We start from the raw sequence: 20,499 nt of genomic DNA on the forward strand, positions 1-20,499 counted from the left end.
TGTCACTCCTCATCGGTGGGGCGTGCTGCGCGTCCGTCACGCCACGTCGAAAGGTTTCTTCGGCCTTTGCGGGTGGTGGAGAACAGCACGCCGACGTGGGCGGGGCAGGCGCGGAACGGGCTGGGCCGCCGGGCGACCGCGGTGATCGGTGCGGTGAGGTCCCAGAGCATGTCGACGGCCGTCTCGGTCGCGGCCTCCGCGATGGTGGTGGCCAGGCCGGGCGCCGGGCACTGGTGGACCCCCGCCGACCAGGCGAGGTGGCTGCGGTCGTGCGCGCCGCCGTCGCCCGGACGGTCGGGGTCGACCCCGGTGGCCGCGTGGTGGATCAGGACGGGGACGCCGGTGGGGACCTGCACGCCGTGCAGCACGGTGGGCCGCACCGCGTAGTAGGCCGACATGGTGGCGGCCGGGCAGCGGCGGGAGAGCGTCTCGGTGAGCGCCGCGCGCACGGTGACCGAACCGCCGATCAGCCGGGTCGCGTACGCCGGGTCGGCGACCAGCGCGTGCAGGGTGGTGCCGATCCACGCCGCCGTGGGCGCCGCGCCCAGGATGATCAGCGCGATCACCTGGTGGCACACCTCGTCGTCGGTGAGGCCCGCCGGATGCGCCAGCAGCCAGGACGTGAAGTCCCGTGTCGGGTGTTCCCGTTTGGCGTCGAGCACCTCCTGGACCATGCCGTACAGGTCCCACCACGCGGTGGTGGCGTCCGGCTCCGCGTCGGCGAGCCGGTCGGTCGCCGCGCGGACCCGGTCGGCCTCCCGGAGCGGCAGGCCGGCCAGCTGGGTCATCGTCCGGGCGACCACCCGGTCCGCGTACTCGGCCATCAGGTCGACGTGGCCGCGTTCGGCGACGTCCTCGATCAGGTCCCGGGCGTGCCGCTGCACCGTCTCGCGCACCGCGTGCAGGTTGACGGAGGCCAGGCAGTCGCCCACCGCCCGGCGCAGCCGTTCGTGGCGCTCACCGTCGCTGTGGTGCAGTCCTGGCGTGGCCAGATAGGTCAGACGGGAGGGGACCACGCCGCGGTTCAGCGCCTCCCAGTGGCCCGGGTCCTTGCGGAAGGCCGGACCGGTCAGCACCTCCCGGGCCGCCTGCCAGCCCGTCACCACCAGCGCGTGGATGCCGTCGGCGATCTCCGTCCAGGCCACCGGGCCCTGCGACCGCAGATGGGCGTAGACGTCCTGTTCGTCGAGGGCGGTGCCGTGAAGTCGGGGGACGTGCGCGGAAGTCGTCATTGCACCTGGATCTCCTTGGGCCGGAGGACGTCCTTGACCAGGGCGATCAGGGACTGCTTCGCGGATTCGCGGGCCCGCGCGTCGATCCGGATCAGTGGCCGGTCGTCGGGCAGGCTCAGCGCGTCACGCAGGACCGGTTCGGGGTACACGGGCGCCTGCGGGAAGTCGTTGATGGCGATGACGTACGGCAGCCCGGCCTCCTCGAGCAGGCCGATCGACTCGTAACAGGCGTCCACGTGCCGGGTGTCGAGGAGGACGATGCCGCCCAGCGCGCCGTTGAGCAGGGAGCGGATCATGTCGGCGAACCGGGGCTGGCCGGGCGCGCCGAACAGGTAGACGACGATGCCGCCGGCCAGCGTGCGCCGCCCGAAGTCCATGGCGACCGTGGTGGTCGTCTTGGCGGCGGTCGGCAGGTCGTCGATCACCTGTCCCGCCTGGCTCAGCCGTTCCTCGGTGCGCAGCGGCCGGATCTCGGAGACCGTCTCCACGAGAGTCGTCTTGCCGACCCCGAAGGCGCCGAGGACCACGATCTTCACGGAGGTGGATCCGGGTGGCAGGTAGTGCGGGCGGCTAGAGCTTCTGAAGGCCATCGAGTATCCGTTCCAGGAATTCTTTCTCGTGCGGCTGGGCCTGCGGGACGAACGGGTCGGCCGCGAGCAGGTTTCCCCGCGCCACCAGGTCGGCGACCAGCGCGCGGACCACGCCCCCGGGCATCTCCAGATGCGCGGCGACCTCGGCCACCGACACCACGCCCGGTGCGCAGAGCGCCAGCACCCGGCGGGCCTGCACGCCCAGCCCGGCCCGCGGCGCGGACGGGGCGAGCGAGAGGAGGGTGGCGTGGTCGGTGCGCAGCCTCGGGGGCTCCGGCGCCTCGGGCACGCCGGTACCGTCCGCCTCGCCGGGGACCGTGTCCCGCGGGAGGGGGATGACGGTGTGGGAGCGGACCACGCCACGGCGTGTGTGCCCGTTGCCTGCCGGTCCGCCGCTCATTGCCCGGTCGCGAGCTGCCGTTCCCGGGCCTCGAGGTAGGAGCCCAGCCCTTTGATGAGTTTGAGGCTCTTGCCGATCGCGGCCTGGACCCTGGGCGAGCGGTCGCCCTCCACGGCCACCGCCAGACCGGTGTTCCGCCCGGCCGACAGCACGGCGACCGTCATCTCGGTGAAGTCGATGATGTTGTACTTCATCCGCATCTGCTCGGGACGGCTCCCGGAGAACTCCAGGAACACCGAGGTGTGCAGCGAGGCCAGCCCGCTGAAGGCCGCGCTGAGCTTCTCGGCGGTGTCCCGGGGGATCCCGTCGGTGTGGGTGAGCATCATCCCGTCGCTGGAGAACAGCACGGCGCCGGTCACGCCGTCGCCGAGAAGGGTGTTGAGCTGCGGGGTCATGTCGACGGTGTCGGCGGTGACGTGCGTGTACTCGGACATCTCAGGCTCCTAAGTCGTTCGTGCCGTCGCCGTAGCCCTCCATCAGGGTGTCCATCACCCGTCCCAGGTCCGCGGTGAACGTCTCGGGGTCGGGAAGGGGCGCGGGGGCCTGGGGCGACGGCGCGGCGTGGCGTCGGGGCGCCCGCGGCTGTCGTTTGGGGAGGACGGGGAGCTCCGGCGCGGTGGGGGCGGCCTGGCCGTTGCCCTGGGCGGGGTCAGGCAGCCGCGGGGTCTGTGCCTGGTACGCCCCGGCGTGCCGGGCCGGAGCCAGGCGTGCCGGGGTGGGCGGCGGTGGCGTGCCGGCCCAGGTACCGCCCCAGGTGTCGGCCCGGTTGTCGGCCCAGGTGTCGGCGGCCGCCGGGGAGAGCGCCGCCATGGCCGCCCGGGGACCGGGGACGACGGGCGTGGGGCCCGGTGCCTCACGCTCCCGCGCGCGCCGCGGGTTTCCCGCGGCGGCGGGCTCCTGCGGCGCCTCGTCGTGCAGGTGGGCGTCGGGGACCAAGAGGTCGGCGCGCATCCCGCCCGCGGCGGACGGGGCGAGGCCCGCCCGCAGCCCGTACTCGGACATCAGCCGTCCCACCACCAGGAATCCGAGCCGGCCCGGCTCCGCCAGATCGGTCACCCACGCCCCGCCCGCAGCCAGGGAGCGTTCCGCCTCCTCGAGCTGGAGCGGGGCCATGCCGAGTCCTTGGTCCTCCACCGAGAACCGGATCCCGTTGGACACCCGCTGCACGTGGACGGAGACCGTGCCACCGGAGTAGGCCGTCGCGTTGGCCAGCAGTTCGGTCAGCGCCACGATGGCGGGCTCGACGATCAGACCGTCGACGACGATCTCGCCGGTGTCCACGTGGTAGGCGTAGTCGACGGCGTTGCTGTGCCGGATGCGGCCGCGGGCGCTCTCCACGATCTCCGCGACCGTGCAGCTGGCGCGCTGGATCCCGGGCCAGGAGTCGGTGAGGATCCGCAGCCGCTGCACGCTGTGGACGCCCATGGTGACGCTGTGGTCCACCTTGGTCAGGATCGAACGCAGGTCCTTGGCACCGGCGTACACGCCGCCACCGGTCAGCTCCAGGTCGTCGAGACCGTCGTCGATGTCGGCCTGGGCGTGCGTCAGCGCGGCCTGGACCTCCTCGGCGATGCCGCGCAGCGCTCCTCGCGCCGACTCCTCGACGCCGCGCCGGACCACGTCACCCGCGCCGCGCACCAGGCCCTCGGCGGCGGAGAGGTAGCCGGCGACCTCGGTGCCCTCGAAGACGGCGGGGTGCGCGAGTCCGGCCGTGGCCGGGACCCGCACTCCCTCCAGCTCCTGCACCACCTGGGGGAGCCGCCGCTCCACCAGGCACTCCAGCTCGCTGATCACCTGCTGGGCGTACTGCCAGTGCCGGCCCTGCTCCTGCCGGGCGAGTTCGGCGGCCTCCGCCTTCTCCCGGGCGGCCGCCAATGCCTCGGCCAGCTCCCGTGCGGCACGGCGCCTGCCCGGCAGGCAGGCCGACCACACCACGATCGCCGAACCGAGCGCGGACGACGCTCCGATGACCAAGTCCGTGTAATCGAGCACGCGTTATCGCCAATCGACCAGGAAGGTGTTGTCGTCGCCCGCGGGAACGGAATGCCGGGCGAGTCGCCGGCGATCACTTCTCCGGAGCGTGTTCGGCCACCCCGGGCGCTCCCCACTCCGCCCGGGAGAATCCGGCCGGCCGCCCGCCTCGACGGTCGGCCCGGCCGGAATGTCATCCCTGAGGATGGAAGGCGAGTACCCGGCAGCCCGACGAGGAGGCCGGGAAATGCACCGAACCAGGATGCCCGATAATCACGGTGCCGGGGCCGTGAACGGCATCTCCGTCACTGAACTCGCCTTCCAGGACGTGCAAGATCTCCAATTCGGAGTGCTCGTCCCTCCCGAAGGCCGCACCCGGGGCGAAGGTGAGTTCCATGAAGACCGACGGGTCCTCCGCCGTGCCTTCCTTGAGGATCTTCGCCGTGATCCCCTCCTTCACTTCCTTGGAGGGCACATCGGTGATCGAGAGAAAGCTGAACCCTTCGAGCATGCGTCGTTTCCTTCGGATCCGCGGCCGCAGGGGAGCGCTGCGCAAAAGCAGCCCGGGCCTCAAGGGGGGCGGGTTCAGGAGACTATGCCCGGGGCATGGGGCGAACCAGGGAACCGGTGCACCACTTTCACCCGGAACAGGGGTCGCATGCACCACACGCGAAGGCGTGCGGGAAAAGCGTTGGGCAATGATTTGACGCTGTGTTGCGAATCGCGCCGCGACGGATATCGCTCTCCGGGATGTCCGGTGATTTCTGTGGCACCTGTGAATTCTGGTCCTCCTGATTCCGTTGAGGGTCTCTGGGGTCTGCGGGGCCTCTGGGGCCTCTGGGATCCCTGGGGCTCGTGGGGCCGGTGGGGCCACAGGGCTTGGTGTGGCTGCCGAGCTCTTCGGGCTCGCGCCCCGTCCCGTGGAGGGGTGTTGGAGGGTGCCTTGACCGGCTGTCAGGCGGCGTCCTACAGTGCGGGCGTCGGTTCGCAAATGAAGATGGCGTCCACATATGTGGACGCGAGAGCCCCGAGGTGCCCATGTTCGACGGCGTACTGTTCTTTCCGGTGACCCCCTTCACCGCGTCCGGAGCCATCGACAGAGCGGCGCTCGCCGAACACGTCGGGCGCGGACTCGACGCCGGTCCCGGAGGCGTCTTCGCCGCGTGCGGCACCGGCGAGTTCCACGCCCTGGACCCCGAGGAGTACGGCGAGGTCGTCTCCACCGCCGTCGAGACGGCGGCCGGCCGGGTTCCCGTCTTCGCCGGAACCGGCGGCCCGTTGCCGCTGGCCCGGCGCTTCTCCCGCATCGCGCAGGAGGCGGGGGCGGACGGCCTGCTGCTGCTCCCGCCCTACCTGGTCGAGTCGCCCGCCGCCGGACTGGTCGCCTACACCCGGCAGGTCGCGGCCGCGAGCGACCTGCCGGTGATCGTCTACAACCGCTCCAACGCCCGCTTCACCCCCGACGCGGCGGCCGAGGTGGCGCGGATGGACAGGGTCGTCGGCTTCAAGGACGGAGTGGGCGACCTCGACCGGCTCTCCCGCACCGTGCTGGCGGTGCGCTCCGCGCTGGCCGGGAGCGGCAAGCCGTTCCAGTTCTTCAACGGCATGCCCACCGCCGAGGTGACCGTTCCCGCCTACCGCGGCATCGGCGTCGAGCTGTACTCCTCCGCGGTGTTCTGCTTCGCCCCGGAGATCTCGCACGCCTTCCACCGCGCCGTCACCACCGGCGACCAGGACACCACCGACCTCCTGCTGCGGGAGTTCTTCCACCCGCTGGTGTCCCTGCGTGACAAGGTCCCCGGCTACGCCGTCTCCCTGATCAAGGCCGGCATCGCGCTGCGCGGGCACGACGTCGGAGGCGTCCGGCCACCGCTGACCGACCCGGCGCCCCAGCACCTCGAGCGGCTGCGCCGCATCATCGACGCCGGACTCGAGATCGTCGAGCGGACCGGCAAGGAGGCCGGCCGATGAGCGACGCGATACGGATCACCTCGGTCACCGTCACCCCCGTCGCCTTCCAGGACCCGCCGCTGCTCAACGCCGTCGGCGTGCACGAGCCGTACGCCCTGCGGGCCGTCCTCGAGGTGCACACCGACCAGGGGATCCTGGGCCTCGGCGAGACCTACGCCGACACCGGCCATCTGCGCCGTCTCCGCGCCGCGGCCGACGCCCTGACCGGCCTGGACGTCCATCACCTCGGCCGCATCAGGGCCGCCGTCGCCCGGGTGCTCGACGGCGACACCGGCAGCGACGGCCACGGACTCACCGGGATGATCACCACCAGCAGCACCGTGGACCGTGTCTTCTCGCCCTTCGAGGTCGCCTGTCTCGACATCCAGGGCCAGGCGGCGGGACGCCCGGTCAGTGACCTGCTGGGCGGGACGGTCCGCGACCAAGTGCCCTTCAGCGCCTACCTCTTCTACAAGTGGGCCGCCCACCCCGGCGCGGCGGACGACGACTGGGGCGAGGCCCTGGACGCCGACGGCATCGTCGCCCAGGCCCGCCGCATGGTCGACACCTACGGTTTCACCGCCCTCAAGCTCAAGGGCGGAGTCCTCCCGCCGGACCAGGAGATCGACACCGTCCACGCGCTGCGCGAGGCCTTCCCCGCGCTCCCGCTGAGGATCGACCCCAACTGCGCCTGGAGCGTGGAGACGTCGCTGCACGTCGCCCGTGAACTCGACGGGGTCCTCGAGTACCTGGAGGACCCCACCCCCGGACAGGACGGCATGGCCGCCGTCGCCCGGGAGGCGTCGATGCCGCTCGCCACCAACATGTGCGTGGTCTCCTTCGAGGAGGTGGCCCCCGCGGTCTCCCGGGACGCCGTCCAGGTCGTGCTCTCCGACCACCACTACTGGGGCGGCCTGCGGCGCTCGGGTCTGCTCGCCGGGATCTGCGACACCTTCGGCCTGGGCCTGTCGATGCACTCCAACTCCCACCTGGGCATCAGCCTGGCCGCCATGACCCACCTGGCCGCCGCGACCCCCAACCTGACCTACGCCTGTGACACCCACTGGCCGTGGAAGACGGAGGACGTGATCGCTCCCGGGGTCCTCGAGTTCCGCGACGGCGCGGTGGCCGTGCCGACCCGCCCGGGGCTCGGCGTCGAGCTCGACCGGGACGCGCTGGCCCGCCTGCACGAGCAGTACCTCACCTGCGGCCTGCGCGACCGTGACGACACCGGGTACATGCGGTCCGTCGACCCCGCCTACGAGAAGAAGGTGCCGCGCTGGTGAACGGGCCCGCCGTCGCCGGCGCCTGAGGCCCGTGGGCGCGGACCTCAGGCGCCGCGGCGATCCGCGCCCGGCGATCCGCGCCCGGCGGGCCTCGCTGCAGCGGGCCGCGCTGTGGCGGGTTGCGCCCAGGCGGCAGGGACGGGCCCTGGCGCCTGGGCGCGGCCGGTCACGCCCGCTTACCGTGCCGGTGGACCCGGTGGACCCGGTGGACCCGGTGGACCCGGTGGACCCGGTGGACCCGGTGGACCCGGTGGGTCAGCGGGTCAGCGGGTGCGTGGCTTCGGGGTCCGGCGGGCGACCGGGCGGGCGAACCGTGCCGGGCCCGCCCGCCCGCACACCCGCCCGCCCGCCCGCCCCGGAAACTCAGCGGATGCCCTCGCGCCGCAACGTCTGCGCCAGCTCCTCCCGGTGGTGCAGCACCGCTCGGGAGACCCGCTCGATCTCCTGATCCGAGGCGTGGTCCAGCGGTATCGAGCAGCTGATCGCGTCCGTCGCGGGAATGCGGTAGGGCACCGCCGCCGCGACACAGCACAGCCCCGGCGTGTTCTGCTCGCTCTCCAGCGACCAGCCGCGGGCCCGCACGCCGTCCAGCTCGTCCGCCAGTTCGGGCCGTCCGGTCACGGTGTGCGAGGTCAGCGCCTCCAGCGGCTCCGACAGCAGCGCGTCGACCTCCCGCGCGGTCAGTTCGGCCATCAGCGCCTTGCCCAACGCCGTGGCGTGGGCCGGCAGTTGCCGTCCGACCCGGGAGGTCAGGCGGCGTGAGTCGGTGGCCTCACGGGTCGCCAGGTAGATCACCCGGGCCTCGTCGAGCCGCGCGTAGTGGGTGGTGTACCCCACGTCCGCCCGCAGCCGCTCGATCTGCCGCACCGCGTGCGGCAGCGCCGGGTCGCGGTCCAGGTACGCCGTCCCGCACAGCAGGGCCCGCGGCCCGATCCCGTAGGCCGCCGACTCCCCGCCGTCCTCCGACTCGATCCACTTCAGCCCCGACAGCGTGCGCAGCAACGCGTACAGGCTGGAGCGCGGATACCCCGTCAACTCCTGCAGCCGGCCCAGGGTGAGCCGTTCCGCGGAGGAGGCCAGCGCCTCCATGATCCGCACGGTCCGCTCCGCCGACTTCACCGGGCCCCGCCCGGCCTCTTCCTCCCGCGCCAACGAAACCCTCCGAAACATCGACCGGACGATTGACCGCCCAAATGCGCAGCACTAACCTGCACGCGAATTCAAGGCAAGAATGAAGACGCAGTCTACATACGTGGACTGATTTTTCTCCACTTCCTTCCCGCTCATCGCCACATCACCCGCTCGCGATCGCACGGAACGTGACGTTCGCCGACATCGAGGAGTTCGTATGGCTTGGCCGGACTGGGTCGCTCTGGGCGGCTATTTCCTGGTGATGCTGCTCATCGGCTTCTGGTCGCACCGGCGGATCACCTCCGTCAGCGACTTCTTCACCAGCGGCGGCCGCATGCCCTGGTGGCTGTCCGGCATCTCGCACCACATGTCGGGCTACAGCGCCGCGGTGTTCGTCGCCTACGCCGCGGTCGCCTACAGCTACGGCATCACCATCTACATATGGGCGTTCGTGCCCCTGGCGTTCGCCACCGCCGTCGGGGCCTTCGTCTTCGCGCCCCGCTGGAACCGGCTGCGCATCAAGTACGACGTGGCCTCTCCGCTGGAGTACCTGGCCCGCCGTTACAACGTGCCCACCCAGCAGGCCCTCGCCTGGAGCGGGGCCCTGCTCAAGGTCTTCGACGTGGCGGCCAAGTGGGCCTCGGCGGCCATCCTGCTGAACGTCTTCACCGGCCTCGCCATGCCCGTCGGCATTCTCGTCACCGGCCTGGTGACCCTGGTCTACTGCACCGTCGGCGGCCTGTGGGCGGACGCCCTCACCGACTTCGGCCAGTTCGTCATCCAGGGCATCGCCGCGCTCACCATGCTCTGGGTCGTCATCGACCAGGTCGGCGGGCTCGGTCGGCTCGGCGCCACGCTGGAGAAGCTGCCCGACGGCCACACCGAGCCGCTGGTCGGCCCCTACACCGCCGGCTTCCTCACCGCCTACGTCGTCATCAAGCTCTTCGAGTACAACGGCGGCATGTGGAACCTGGCCCAGCGCTACATGGCCACCGACTCCCCGCGGGCCGCCAAGCGTTCGGCGCTGCTCTCCGCCGCGCTCTACCTCATCTGGCCGGCGATCATCCTCTTCCCGTCCGTCCTCGGCCCCGTGATCATGCCCGGCCTGGAGAAGCCGGAGCAGGTCTACGCGCTGATGGCCCAGGACCTGCTGCCGGTCGGCCTCGTCGGCCTCACCGTGGCCGGCATGTTCTCCCACACGATGGCCATGGCCTCCTCCGACGCCAACGCCATCTCCTCCGTGGTGGTCCGTGACATCCTGCCCGCCGTGAGCAGGCGCGCCCGCGCCTTCGACCCACGGACGGGTCTGCTCGCCGGCCGCATCTGCACGGTCGTCTTCATCGGCGCGAGCATGGTCGTCGCCCTCCAGGCCGAGGCGCTCGGCGGGCCGCTCGGCATCATCGTCGCGCTGGTCGCCGCCGTCATGGGACCCATCTCCATCCCCATGCTCCTCGGGCTCCTTCCCGCCTTCCGCCGTTGCGGGGCCAAGGCCGCCCTGATCTCCTGGGCCTGCGGACTCGCCGGGTACTTCATCGTCAAGTACGTCATCGAGAGCACCGACCAGACCGCGACAGTCGCCACCCCGCTCCTCACCTCCCTGGTCCTCTTCGTCGGCATCGGCTTCCTCTTCCCGGAGCCCAGCGCCGCCGCCGACGAGATCACCAGGGCGGTCGGATCGGACGACGACGGCCCCGGCCCCGACGCGGCCCCCGAACCGCTCGTCGGCACCGCGGGCTGAACACCCCGCCCGTACCGCCTTCGGCCCGTCCGGCCGGGGTCACCGGACTCGTCCGGTGGCCCCGGCCGGACGCGGCTCAGCGAGGATCGTCCAGGAGGCCGGCGATCCGTTCGTGGAGTGCGCGGGGCACGTGGACGCTCCAGCGCCCGGCGGCCTCGGCGGCCAGGTCGCGGCTCCAGCGCCAGCTGTCGCGTGCCGCCGTGCGCACGTCCTCCTCGCGGGCGGCAGCCGTGGTGGAGACGTAGCGACGGCGGTCGGTGTCCGGCAGGTCCTGTTCGAGCGCACGGCTGGGGGTGAGCCAATGGGCCGTGCTGTCGCGCAGCAGGCGGCAGAGCTGGAGCTGCTGGGGCGCGACGACGGCGTGCAACAGGTTGTGGGCGCGGGCGATCTCGCCGCGGGCCAGGACGTGGGCGAGCATGAGCGTCCAGTTGGTCAGCTCGTCGGTGAGCCGCTGGGCGGTGGTCACCGGCTCGGGCGGCCGGAAGCCGGCCAGCTCCCGGGCGGCCTTCGTGAGCCGGCCCGTGCGGTCGAGCAGGACGGCGTCGTCGGGGCGGGGCAGGTGCACCATCCCTCGCCAGGTGGGGACTTCGTCGATGCCGGGACCGGCCGGGGTGAGGTGGAACTCGCCGCGCATCAGGTCGTCGAAGACGACGGCGAGGATGCCGTACATGTTGGTGTAGGCGAGCTCGAGCGGTGCGAGCTGTGCCAGGAAGCCGGGGCCGTCGAAGTCGGCGAGAAGGTCGTCCTTGATGTAGAGGTACGCCTCGATGTCGGAGTGGGCGTCGGCCTCGCCCACCGTCCACGAGCCGTAGAGCAGTACGCCCTCCAGCCGGGTGTCGGCGTGGGCGAGCTGCCGCAGGCGTGCGATGCGGTCGTCCAGGGCGGAGCGGTGGGAGCGGGGGGAGTGGACGGGCATGGTGTGGTCATGTCTCCTGAGATGGGCGTGCGGACACGCCGACGGGGCCCGGCACCCGCCGGGCGGATATCTGTCGGGACCGTCGCGGCCCGCTCAGGAGAAGTTGCCCACGGGCGCGAGTCTAGGGGACGGCTCCGCCGCCGAGCCGGTGCGGGCGGGGCATCCGGACAGCCACGTCACTGGGCGCGGGGTGACGGTCCGGGGGCGGGCCATGCGGGTCGTCGCACGTACGCGCACGGTGATCAGCGGGGCGGGAAGGAAGTCAGCGCGAGGTCCCACCGGGCGGCCGCGTGGAGCAGCGCCGCGGTGTCCGTCCCGACCTCCACCACGTACTGGTGGATGCCGGGGCCGTCGTCACCCTGCTGCCACGGGGGTGCCGCCTCCAGGGACAGATGAACGCGAATCACCGCGGTCCCGCCCTCACTTCGGCCGGCAAGGCCGAACGCCAGGACCGGCTCGACGAACGCCGCAGGGCGTGCGTTCTGCTCGTCGCTCCGGGGGCGCGCGTCCGTGCGGGTCCGTTCGGGCTCAGCCGTCGTCGCCCGCCGGCAGTGACTTCTCCAGGAGGGTGAACGACTTCGGGGGACCGCCGGGCTGGGGCTTGCCGTCCTTGCGGCCGACGACCCGGTACCCGTGGCCGAGGTAGTACGAGGTGAGGCGGGCGTTGCCGACCAGGCAGTCCAGGCGCACCAGGTCCCGTCCGACTGCGGCCACCCGCCGCTCCGCGGCCCGGAGCAGGAGCCGCCCCGTCCCCGGCGGGGCGGCGCGGCGGTCGACCATCAGCCGGTGCACGTAGCCGGCCACCGGCGGCTGCGGCCCCCACGCCTCCTCGTCCTTCCACCACAGCTCCCACGCCCCCACCAGCCGGTCGCCGGCGGCGGCGAGCCACACCTCGCCGCCACGCGCCGTCACCCGGCGGAAATGCTCCTCGTCGAGCTCGCCCGGCCGCCACTGGCCGGTGATGTCCCGGGAGAGCATCCAGCGGGCGGCGTCGTCACGCAGCCGGACGAGCCCGGCGAGGTCACCGTCGGCCGCGGCACGGAACTGGAGATCCTTCACGGCGCGATCCTCGCACGGAGCACGGCACGCGCGGCGCGGGCCTCAGCGGAAGGCGGACTCACCGGTGAGGGCCTTGCCGATGACCAGGGAATGGACCTCGCTGGTGCCCTCGTAGGTCAGCACCGACTCCAGGTTGTTGGCGTGCCGGAGCACCGGGTACTCCAGGGTGACCCCGTTGGCGCCGAGAAGGGTGCGGCACTCACGGGCGATGGCGATGGCCTCACGGACGTTGTTCAGCTTGCCGACGCTGACCTGCTCGGGGCGCAGCCGTCCCTCGTCCTTCAGCCGGCCGAGGCGCAGCGCGAGCAGCATGCCCTTGTCGAGCTCCAGCGCCATGTCGGCCAGCTTCTGCTGGGTCAGCTGGTAGGAGGCGAGGGAGCGGCCGAAGACGGTGCGCTCACGGACGTAGGAGAGGGCGGCCTCCAGACAGTCGCGGGCGGCGCCGACGGCACCGAAGACGATGCCGAAACGGGCCTCGTTGAGGCAGCCGAGCGGACCCGACAGGCCCCGCGCCTGCGGGAGCATCGCCTCGGCGGGCAGCCGGACGCCCTCCAGGACCAGTTCACCGGTGACGCTGGCGCGCAGCGAGAGCTTCCGCTTGATCTCGGGAGCGGAGAAACCCGGGGTGTCCGTGGGGACGACGAAGCCCCGGACACCTTCCTCGGTGCGGGCCCAGACCACGGCGACGTCGGCGACCGAGGCGTTGGTGATCCACATCTTGGTGCCGTCGAGGATCCAGTCCGAGCCGTCCCGCCGGGCGGTGGTGCGCATGGCGCCCGGGTCCGAACCGGCGTCGGGCTCGGTGAGACCGAAGCAGCCGATCTTCTCGCCGGCCGCCATGCCGGGAAGCCACTGCTGCTTCTGCTCCTGCGAGCCGTACTTCCAGATCGCGTACATCGCCAGCGACCCCTGCACCGACACCAGGCTCCGCAGCCCCGAGTCGACGGCCTCCAGCTCCAGACAGGCCAGACCGTAGGAGACGGCGCTGGTACCGGCGCAGCCGTAGCCCTCCAGGTGCATGCCCAGCACACCGAGCTTGCCCAGGGCGCGGGCCAGTTCACGGGCGGGGATCGCGCCCTCCTCGAACCATTCGGCGACGTACGGCCGCAACTCCCGCTCACCCAGCGCCCGTACGGTCCGCTGGATCTCACGCTCCTCGTCGCTGAGCAGTCCGTCGACGGCGACGAGATCGAAGGGGTGGACGGGCGAGGTGTTCATCTCCGGGCCTCCGTGGGGAACGTGCTTTCGAGACTTCCCCCGGCCCGCCGACGACAGCGGACGGGCCACGGGGAAGGCGCTGGTGCCTGGTGCGCCGAACACGTTAGCGCCACCGTGCCGTCGCCCCGGAGTGCGGTCGGGGTCGGCCCTCCGGCGGACGTGCCGGAACGCCTCGGGCGGCGGGCGGGCGAACAGGGTGTGCCCGCTTCACCGCCGTGCACCGACCACCGTCACACGTCCAGCGCGGTCGAGGGGAGCGGCCAGCCGGTGTACGCCTCGGCGAGGTAGGCGCGGCCGGCCTCCGACTCGACGACCGTGCGCAGTTCGCCGATCTGCCGCATGCGGTCGAAGTCGTCCGATCCGGGCAGCAGATGCAGCATGCTCGTCATCCACCACGAGAAGTGCTGCGCCTTCCAGACCCGTCGCCGGGCGGTCTCCGGGAACGCGTCGAGGGGACCCTCGTCCCGGTCGAGCAGCAGTGCGCGCAGGGCGTCGGTGAGCAGGACGACGTCGGCGACGGCGAGGTTCATGCCCTTGGCGCCGGTCGGGGGCACGGTGTGCGCCGCGTCGCCCACCAGAACCACCCGGCCGCGGCGCGACTCGTGCGCGACGAAGCTGCGGAAACGCAGCACGTCCCGCTGGAAGACGCGGCCCTCCGTCAGCGTGGTGCCGGGGACCCGCGACTGCAGGATCTCCCACAGCCGCTCCTCGGTGTACGCCTCGGGGTCCGTCAGCGGGTCGCACTGGAAGTACATGCGCTGCACACCGGGGCTGCGCCGGCTGATCAGGGCGAAACCGTCGGGGGAGTTGCTGTAAATCAGTTCCTCAGCGCTGGGCGGCGCCTCGCAAAGGATGCCGAACCAGGCGAAGGGGTACTCCCGGAAGTGGCCCCCGCGCGAGCCGCTGACCGCTTCCCGCGCGACGCTCCGTGAGCCGTCCGCGCCCACCACGACATCGGCCTCGATCTCCACCCGGTTGCCCTCGGCGTCCCGGGCGATCACCCGGGGCCGGTCCGTCCCGGCGTCCTCCACGCGTTCGGCGGTCACCTGGAACCGCAGGTCCTGCCCGGCCGCCAGGCGCGCGGCGACCAGATCCTTCAGCACCTCGTGCTGGGGGTAGAGCCACACCGCGCGGCCGACGGTCTCCGCGAAGTCGATCCGGTGGCCCTCGCCGTCGAACCGGAGCTCGATGCCCTCGTGCTTCTGCCCGACGGTCAGGACGCGGTCCGACGCCCCGGTGCGGTCGAGGACCTCCACCGTGCCCTGTTCGAGGATGCCGGCCCGGATGGTGGTCTCGATCTCCGCGCGGCTGCGGGAGTCGACGACGACCGACTCGATGCCGTGCCGGCCGAGCAGGTGGGACAGCAGCAGACCGGCGGGGCCTGCGCCGATGACGGCGACACGGGTACGGACGGGCATCTCGTCTCCTTCGGGGTCGGGGATGGCAGGAGTCTGGCGCGCGGCGGGCCCGTTGACGACCGGGCTTCCCGTTCAACGGGAAGCGATCTTCGACCGCCCCCGGTCCCGCGGCCCGTCCCGCACCCCTGCGGACGCCGCGCCGTTCCTCGTTACCTCGTCCGCCATTCCCCCCGTTCCTCGTCCCTGTTCCGCCGTCCGCCGTCCGCCGTCCGCCGTCCGCCGTTGGCTGTCCGGACGTCCGGCGCGTGCGACGGCGTCCACGAGCGGTGCGCGGGGTCTACGGACGGTGCGCGCCGACCGCCGCGGAGATGCCCGCGGCCGCGGTCCGAAGCTCGTCCACGGCCACGCGGGTGGGAGCCTCGCGGGGGAGGACGACCGACAGCGCGGCGATCACCCGCCCGCGCCCTTCCCGTACCGGCACGGCCACCCCGGTCGACACGGCCTCGACCGTGCCCGGTGCGACGACGACACCCTCACGACGGATGCCGGCCAGGATCCGGCGCAGCCGAACCGGGTCGGTCACGGTCTCCGGCGACGCCGCCGCCAGAGGGCCCGCGAGGACGCGGTCCTGCAACTCCCGCGGGCCGTGAGCGAGCAGGACCAGCCCCGACGACGAGGCGTGCAGCGGAAGCCGGCCGGCGACCCGGGTGATGTTCGCGCCCGCCTGCGGATGGGACAGCCGCTCGACGAAGAGGGTCTCGTCGTTCTCCAGCACGGCGAGCTGCGTGTGCTCCCGCACCCGTGCCTGCACCCGCTCCATGAACGGCAGAGCCGCCTGGCGCAGACGCAGGGCGTGCGAACCGCGCAGGGCCAGCTCCCACAGCCGCATACCCAGGCGCACCCGGTGCTCCTCGTCGCGTTCCAGCAGCCCGCACTCCACGAGGTCGGCCACGATGCGGTGGGCGGTGGACGAGGGCAGCTCCGCGCGCCGCCCGATCTCCGAAGCCGTCTGCACCGTGCGGTCGGTGTCGAACGTCTCCAGGACGCGGACGATCCGTTCGGTGACCGCCTCGCCGGAAGGTGAATTCGCCATGGGTCCGTCGTCGCTTTCGTCCCGTGCCGTGCGCCGCCCTCGGTTCGGCGCCCCCCCGCACACGGTGCCACAACGAGGGCGGCGCACCCCGACCTGGTGTCGGGGTGCGCCGCCCGGGGAGCCGGCCGAGCCGCCGGGGTCCTGCCGCGGCTCCGGGACCCTACTTCGGCTCCTGGTTGAACTTGGCGGTGGACCAGAAGTAGCCGAGGACGGCGAGGCCGGCGCACCAGGCGAGGGCGAGCCAGCCGTTGTGGCCGATCTCCGTGCCGAGGAGCAGCCCGCGCAGGGTCTCGATGGCCGGGGTGAAGGGCTGGTACTCGGCGATCGGCTGGAACCAGCCCGGCATGGTCTCGACCGGGACGAAGGCGCTGGACAGGAGCGGGAGCAGGATCAGCGGCATCGCGGTGTTGCTGGCCGCCTCGGCGTTGGGGCTGATGAGGCCCATGCCGACGGCGATCCAGGTGAGCGCGGTGGCGAAGAGGACGAGCAGGCCGAGCGCGGCGAGCCATTCCAGGACGGTGGCGTCGGTGGACCGGAACCCGATGGCGACGGCGACCGCGCCGACCAGGAGGACGCTCGCCACGGACTGCAGGACGCTGCCGATGACGTGCCCGACGATGACCGAGCCCCGGTGGATGGCCATGGTGCGGAACCGGGCGATGATCCCCTCCGACATGTCGGTGGCGACGGACACGGCGGTGCCGATGGTGGTGGAGCCGATGGTCATCAGGAGCAGACCCGGGACGATGTAGGCGATGTACGCCGCCCGGCCGCCGTCGCCGCCCACGCCGGCGCTCATGGTCTCGCCGAAGATGTAGACGAAGAGCAGGAGCAGCATGATCGGCGTGAGCAGCAGGTTGAGGGTGAGCGACGGGTAGCGGCGGGCGTGCAGGAGGTTGCGGCGCAGCATGGTGGTGCTGTCGCGCAGGGCGAGGGAGAGGGTGCTCATCGCGCGGTCTCCTTGTCGGTGGTGGTGTCGTCGGTGAGGGCGAAGAAGACGTCGTCGAGGTCGGGGGTGTGGACGGTGAGTTCGGTGGCTTCGATGCCGGCGGTGTCGAGGTGGTCGAGGAGGGTGCGCAGGGCGCGTTGGCTGCCGTCGTTGGGGACGCGGAGAGTGAGGGCGTCGGTGTCGGTGGTGGCGTCGGTGAGGAGGGTGGCGGCCCGTTGGTGGGTGGTGGGGTCGGTGAAGCGGAGCTGGACGTGGCCGCCGGGGATGATGCGCTTGAGTTCCTCGGCGGTGCCCTCGGCCGCGATGGTGCCGTTGTGGAGGACGGCGATGCGGTCGGCGAGCTGGTCGGCCTCCTCGAGGTACTGGGTGGTGAGGAAGACGGTGACGCCGCCGGTGACGAGTTCCCTGATGATCTGCCACATGGTGTGGCGGGAGCGGGGGTCGAGGCCGGTGGTGGGTTCGTCGAGGAAGATGATGCGGGGGCTGCCGACGAGGGTCATGGCGATGTCGAGGCGCCGCTTCATGCCTCCGGAGTAGGTGGAGGCGGGCTTGTCGGCCGCGTCGAGCAGGTCGAAGCGCTCCAGCAGTTCGGCGGTGACGCGGCGGCCCTCCGCCTTGGGGAGGTGGTGGAGGTCGGCCATGAGGAGCATGTTCTCCGCGCCGGTGATCAGGCCGTCCACGGCGGAGAACTGGCCGGTGACGCCGATCGCCGCCCGCACGGCCTGCCCGGCCGTGGCGACGTCGTGGCCCGCGACCCGTGCCTGTCCGCCGTCGGCCGCTATCAGGGTGGAGAGGATCTTCACGACGGTGGTCTTGCCGGCGCCGTTCGGGCCGAGCAGTGCGAACACGGAACCGGCGGGGATGCGCAGGTCGATGCCGTCGAGGACGGTCTTGTCGCCGTAGGACTTGCGCAGGCCCACCGCGGACACGGCCGCGGGGGACTGGACACCGGCCTTGCTATTGGACGTGGGCATGACAGATGAAGGCATGAAGCCCTCCGTTTCGCGGGGTTTCGAAGGAGTGGGGTGTGCGGAGGAGCGGGCGCGGATGCCCGAGGGGTCCGTGGGCACGGACCCCTCGGCCGGCGGACGTCAGGCGCGGGCGCGGCGGATGTCGATGTTGCCGTGCCGGGTGCGGGCGCGGACCTTGACGGTGTCCTCCGCCCGCTCGGGGGCGTCGGACGCGGTGAGGTTGTTGCGGACCTGGCCGGAGGTGGAGCTGACGTCGAGCCAGGCGGCGGTCCCCTCGCGGACGCCGACCTCGATTGCCCCGAAGGACGTCTCCAACTGAGCTGTCCCCCGGGCCACTTCACCCACGCGCAGGGTGCCGTGCGCGGTGATCGCGGTGACCGAGTCCTCGACGCGCCGGATGTCGATGTCGCCGTTGGCGCCGCGGACCCGCAGTTCGCCGGTCGCGGCCTCGACGGTCGTGCTGCCGTGCGAGTTCTTCAGGACCGCGGGGCCGTCGATCACGCCCACGCGCAGGCTGCCGGAGCTCGTGGTGATCTCCGCCGATCCCTCGACGCGGTCCACGGTGATCGAGCCGTGCGAAGCGGTCAGCTTCAGCGGGCCGGTGGTGTCGAACCGCGCGTCGCCGGCGGAGGTCTTGGCGCTGACCTCGCCGAGCCGGCCCTCGCCGAGCACCTGGGTCCAGGAGCCGGTCACGTCGAGGTGCGAGCCCGTGGGCAGTTCGACGGTGACGTCGACGACGCCGGTACGGCCGAGCAGGCGGCCGGACTTGGGCGTCCTGACCGTCAGCGCGCCGTTCGCGTAACGGACCTCGGTCTGGTCGGCCGCCCGGGTGTCCAGGTCCCGCTGGGGGTCGCGGGGGCGCACCTCGACGACGGTGTCGGAGCGGTCGCTGGCGGTGAACTGGATGGAACCGGCCTCCACGGTCGCGGTGACCGAGATGGGCGAGGGGGTGTCGAAAGAAGGCATGGCTGTCCCGTCCTCGTGGGTCTTCGTGACGTCCCCGCAGGTGGGACGCGGTGTGGGTGGAAGTGGAAGTGGTGCGGGATGAGCGGTGCGCTTGGGTGGTGCGGGTGCGGCGGTGCGGGCCGGTTCGGCCGGCTAGCGGACCCAGCCGGTGAAGCTCTGGCCGACGTTGCGGGTCCGCTCCGTGGTGCGCGGCCGGCCGCTGCCGTCGACCGCGGCCGAGACGGCCCGCACGAGCCAGGCGTTGACCGACAGTCCCTCCTGGCTCGCGGCCTCCTCGGCGCGCGCCTTGAGATGTGCCGGCAGACGCAGATTGACGCGGGCCGTGCCTCCCTCGTCGCCCTCGACGGGGGCCGGAGCCTTGAGGTGCTCGCCGGGCCCGGCCGGCTCCGCCGGCGCGCCGGCGTCGGCGGGCGGCGGCGTCACCACGAAGTCGGGGTCCAGCCCCCTCAGTCGTACGTCGACCGACCCCGGGGCGAGTTCGCGGGTGATCTCGCTCATCGCGGCGGAGAGCACGTTGAGCATGACCAGGCGGGTCGCCGACTCCAGCGGAGCGGTGAGCCTCTCGGCCAGTTCACGGGCTTGCTCGCCGCCGGCTTCGGCGGCCACCGCGAGTTCGCGGCGGAGTGTGTCGACATACGGGGTGAGGTCCATGACGCCATAATGGCACCATCATGGCGCCATGCGCAAGCAGGTGTCGGGTCTTCTCTCGCCATCACTCGGGCGTGCAGCTCTGACCTGCGGTTATGGGTGGTGCCGCGTTGAGTCACGACGACGCCATCCGACTTTTGGTGGCACCGCTTGGCGCCAAGTGGCACCACATGGCATCACGTGTGCCACACGGCGCCACAGCCGAAGCGTGCGTCGGCACGATCGTGCGTTCAGGGCCTCCGCCGCTGCGGCCACGCATAACCAAGCGCTCTGGCGTGCTCCGGAGATCCGCCGCAGACCTCCGATGCCCGACGTGGGTCACCCGCCGCCGCAAGTTGGTCAGCAAGCCTTTCGGCCTGACTTCCAGGGTCGTCATCGGAGACGTCAAGCACCATCCGGAACTGCAGCCATGGGCGATCTTCCCCGATGGCCGAGCGGCCCGGATGGAAGAGGAAAAGGTTGATCCGGTCGGGCTCCCACAGCCAGGCGGACACACCGCCTGGTTCACATTCCCATCGTGCAAGCCAGTCGGTGCGCTCTCCGAGGTCCAGTTCCAACAGCCGGGCGACGGTGCGTGCCGGCCACTCCCAGCTGTGGTCCGCAACGGCTCGCTCCACCTCTGTCGTGTAGTCCCGCGCGTCGAACCAGAGCTCAGGCAGGTCGACGTTGTCCTCGTCGGGGTTGCGCCACTCGCTCCAGATCACGTGGTCGCCGTCGCGCCGGATGGTCACGTAGAGAGCGCCGCAGCACTCTTCGGTGCACGTTGCCTCGGCCAGCCGAACCTCGTGCGGTTCAGGGCCAGCCGTGAGAGGGCCGTCCGGCAGCAAGAGGTACCGGGGATCTTCGCCCGGCCCTTCTGTGAACACCTCGGCCAAGATGTCCTCACCGTCGACCAGCGGTCGGACCTCCACGCTTGCGCCTCTCCGCGGAAGATCAGGAACGACAACATGGAGGGTGAGGCGACGCTTCTCGGCGGTCATCGACGGATTGTCGGGCCTGCCGCGTGGAAATGTCGCGGCATGG

20 protein-coding genes and 1 pseudogene are annotated in these 20,499 nt (G+C 71.9%); 3 read left to right on the forward strand and 18 right to left on the reverse strand.

The annotated features are described in order from the left end of the window. Positions 1 to 2 precede the first annotated feature (2 nt). From GBN72_RS16785 to GBN72_RS16810, 6 genes are all read right to left on the reverse strand, one after another. A complete protein-coding gene (locus GBN72_RS16785) occupies positions 3 to 1,232 on the reverse strand; it encodes a cytochrome P450 family protein (RefSeq protein ID WP_151772586.1) in 1,230 nt (409 codons plus the stop codon). Next, on the reverse strand, positions 1,229 to 1,822 hold the full coding sequence (locus GBN72_RS16790) for a GTP-binding protein (RefSeq protein WP_151772587.1): 594 nt from the start codon (positions 1,820 to 1,822) through the stop codon (positions 1,229 to 1,231). The genes GBN72_RS16785 and GBN72_RS16790 overlap by 4 nt, the downstream gene beginning before the upstream one ends. Further along, on the reverse strand, positions 1,803 to 2,180 hold the full coding sequence (locus GBN72_RS16795) for a DUF742 domain-containing protein (protein ID WP_246212558.1): 378 nt from the start codon (positions 2,178 to 2,180) through the stop codon (positions 1,803 to 1,805). The genes GBN72_RS16790 and GBN72_RS16795 overlap by 20 nt, the downstream gene beginning before the upstream one ends. 38 nt (positions 2,181 to 2,218) lie before the next feature. Further along, entirely contained in the window at positions 2,219 to 2,656 is a 438-nt protein-coding gene (locus tag GBN72_RS16800) for a roadblock/LC7 domain-containing protein (protein WP_151772589.1), read from the reverse strand. Position 2,657: 1 nt separating this feature from the next. After that, a complete protein-coding gene (locus GBN72_RS16805) occupies positions 2,658 to 4,214 on the reverse strand; it encodes an ATP-binding protein (protein ID WP_151772590.1) in 1,557 nt (518 codons plus the stop codon). Positions 4,215 to 4,386: 172 nt separating this feature from the next. Continuing rightward, positions 4,387 to 4,704 (reverse strand): cupin domain-containing protein, encoded by a 318-nt coding sequence (locus GBN72_RS16810; RefSeq protein ID WP_151772591.1) that lies wholly within the window; start codon positions 4,702 to 4,704, stop codon positions 4,387 to 4,389. A gap of 527 nt (positions 4,705 to 5,231) precedes the next feature. On the opposite strand from GBN72_RS16810, the gene GBN72_RS16820 reads away from it, so the two are divergent. Together GBN72_RS16820 and GBN72_RS16825 are read left to right on the forward strand one after the other, a co-directional pair. Then, positions 5,232 to 6,164: a 5-dehydro-4-deoxyglucarate dehydratase gene (locus GBN72_RS16820; RefSeq protein WP_151772593.1), complete on the forward strand. Its 933-nt coding sequence runs from the start codon at positions 5,232 to 5,234 to the stop codon at positions 6,162 to 6,164. Beyond that, positions 6,161 to 7,429, forward strand: a complete 1,269-nt coding sequence (locus GBN72_RS16825; protein WP_151772594.1) for a glucarate dehydratase family protein — start codon at positions 6,161 to 6,163, stop codon at positions 7,427 to 7,429. Before GBN72_RS16820 ends, GBN72_RS16825 begins: the two co-directional genes overlap by 4 nt. Positions 7,430 to 7,792: 363 nt before the next feature. Here the strand turns inward: GBN72_RS16825 and GBN72_RS16830 are convergent, their stop codons facing one another. Then, a complete protein-coding gene (locus GBN72_RS16830; protein ID WP_218042059.1) occupies positions 7,793 to 8,581 on the reverse strand; it encodes an IclR family transcriptional regulator in 789 nt (262 codons plus the stop codon). Between the two features lie 196 nt (positions 8,582 to 8,777). Here GBN72_RS16830 and GBN72_RS16835 point away from each other — a divergent pair, with 196 nt between their 5' ends. Next, positions 8,778 to 10,298, forward strand: coding sequence for a sodium:solute symporter family protein (locus tag GBN72_RS16835; protein WP_151772596.1), 1,521 nt, complete (start codon positions 8,778 to 8,780; stop codon positions 10,296 to 10,298). Between the two features lie 76 nt (positions 10,299 to 10,374). Here GBN72_RS16835 and GBN72_RS16840 read toward each other — a convergent pair whose 3' ends face one another. The 11 genes and pseudogenes from GBN72_RS16840 to GBN72_RS16890 all read right to left on the reverse strand — a co-directional run bounded on the left by GBN72_RS16840 (position 10,375) and on the right by GBN72_RS16890 (position 20,456). Next, positions 10,375 to 11,214, reverse strand: a complete 840-nt coding sequence (locus GBN72_RS16840; protein WP_151772597.1) for a nucleotidyltransferase domain-containing protein — start codon at positions 11,212 to 11,214, stop codon at positions 10,375 to 10,377. 242 nt (positions 11,215 to 11,456) lie between these two features. Next, positions 11,457 to 11,672: pseudogene (locus tag GBN72_RS16845) on the reverse strand (WapI family immunity protein); the annotation flags it as partial. A 70-nt stretch (positions 11,673 to 11,742) separates the two neighbouring features. After that, on the reverse strand, positions 11,743 to 12,273 hold the full coding sequence (locus GBN72_RS16850; protein WP_151772598.1) for a GNAT family N-acetyltransferase: 531 nt from the start codon (positions 12,271 to 12,273) through the stop codon (positions 11,743 to 11,745). A 42-nt stretch (positions 12,274 to 12,315) separates the two neighbouring features. Beyond that, positions 12,316 to 13,491 (reverse strand): acyl-CoA dehydrogenase family protein, encoded by a 1,176-nt coding sequence (locus GBN72_RS16855; RefSeq protein WP_151772599.1) that lies wholly within the window; start codon positions 13,489 to 13,491, stop codon positions 12,316 to 12,318. A gap of 230 nt (positions 13,492 to 13,721) precedes the next feature. Continuing rightward, complete coding sequence (locus GBN72_RS16860) at positions 13,722 to 14,909, reverse strand: 4-hydroxybenzoate 3-monooxygenase (protein ID WP_151772600.1); 1,188 nt, start codon at positions 14,907 to 14,909, stop codon at positions 13,722 to 13,724. Positions 14,910 to 15,186: 277 nt separating this feature from the next. Beyond that, positions 15,187 to 15,942, reverse strand: a complete 756-nt coding sequence (locus GBN72_RS16865; protein ID WP_151772601.1) for an IclR family transcriptional regulator — start codon at positions 15,940 to 15,942, stop codon at positions 15,187 to 15,189. A gap of 160 nt (positions 15,943 to 16,102) precedes the next feature. Beyond that, the gene (locus GBN72_RS16870) at positions 16,103 to 16,891 is read right to left on the reverse strand and encodes an ABC transporter permease (protein WP_151772602.1); all 789 of its coding nucleotides are present in this window, start codon (positions 16,889 to 16,891) and stop codon (positions 16,103 to 16,105) included. Next, entirely contained in the window at positions 16,888 to 17,865 is a 978-nt protein-coding gene (locus tag GBN72_RS16875) for an ATP-binding cassette domain-containing protein (RefSeq protein WP_151772603.1), read from the reverse strand. The genes GBN72_RS16870 and GBN72_RS16875 overlap by 4 nt, the downstream gene beginning before the upstream one ends. Positions 17,866 to 17,982: 117 nt before the next feature. Then, positions 17,983 to 18,828 (reverse strand): DUF4097 family beta strand repeat-containing protein, encoded by an 846-nt coding sequence (locus GBN72_RS16880; protein ID WP_151772604.1) that lies wholly within the window; start codon positions 18,826 to 18,828, stop codon positions 17,983 to 17,985. A gap of 132 nt (positions 18,829 to 18,960) precedes the next feature. Further along, positions 18,961 to 19,479 carry a toxin-antitoxin system HicB family antitoxin gene (locus tag GBN72_RS16885; protein ID WP_151772605.1) on the reverse strand — a complete coding sequence of 173 codons (519 nt, stop codon included), beginning with the start codon at positions 19,477 to 19,479 and terminating at the stop codon, positions 18,961 to 18,963. Positions 19,480 to 19,706: 227 nt separating this feature from the next. Then, positions 19,707 to 20,456 (reverse strand): hypothetical protein, encoded by a 750-nt coding sequence (locus tag GBN72_RS16890; RefSeq protein WP_151772606.1) that lies wholly within the window; start codon positions 20,454 to 20,456, stop codon positions 19,707 to 19,709. Positions 20,457 to 20,499: the final 43 nt, after the last annotated feature.

It is taken from the genome of Streptomyces abyssomicinicus, assembly GCF_008974245.1.
Lineage (GTDB): Bacteria > Actinomycetota > Actinomycetes > Streptomycetales > Streptomycetaceae > Streptomyces > Streptomyces abyssomicinicus.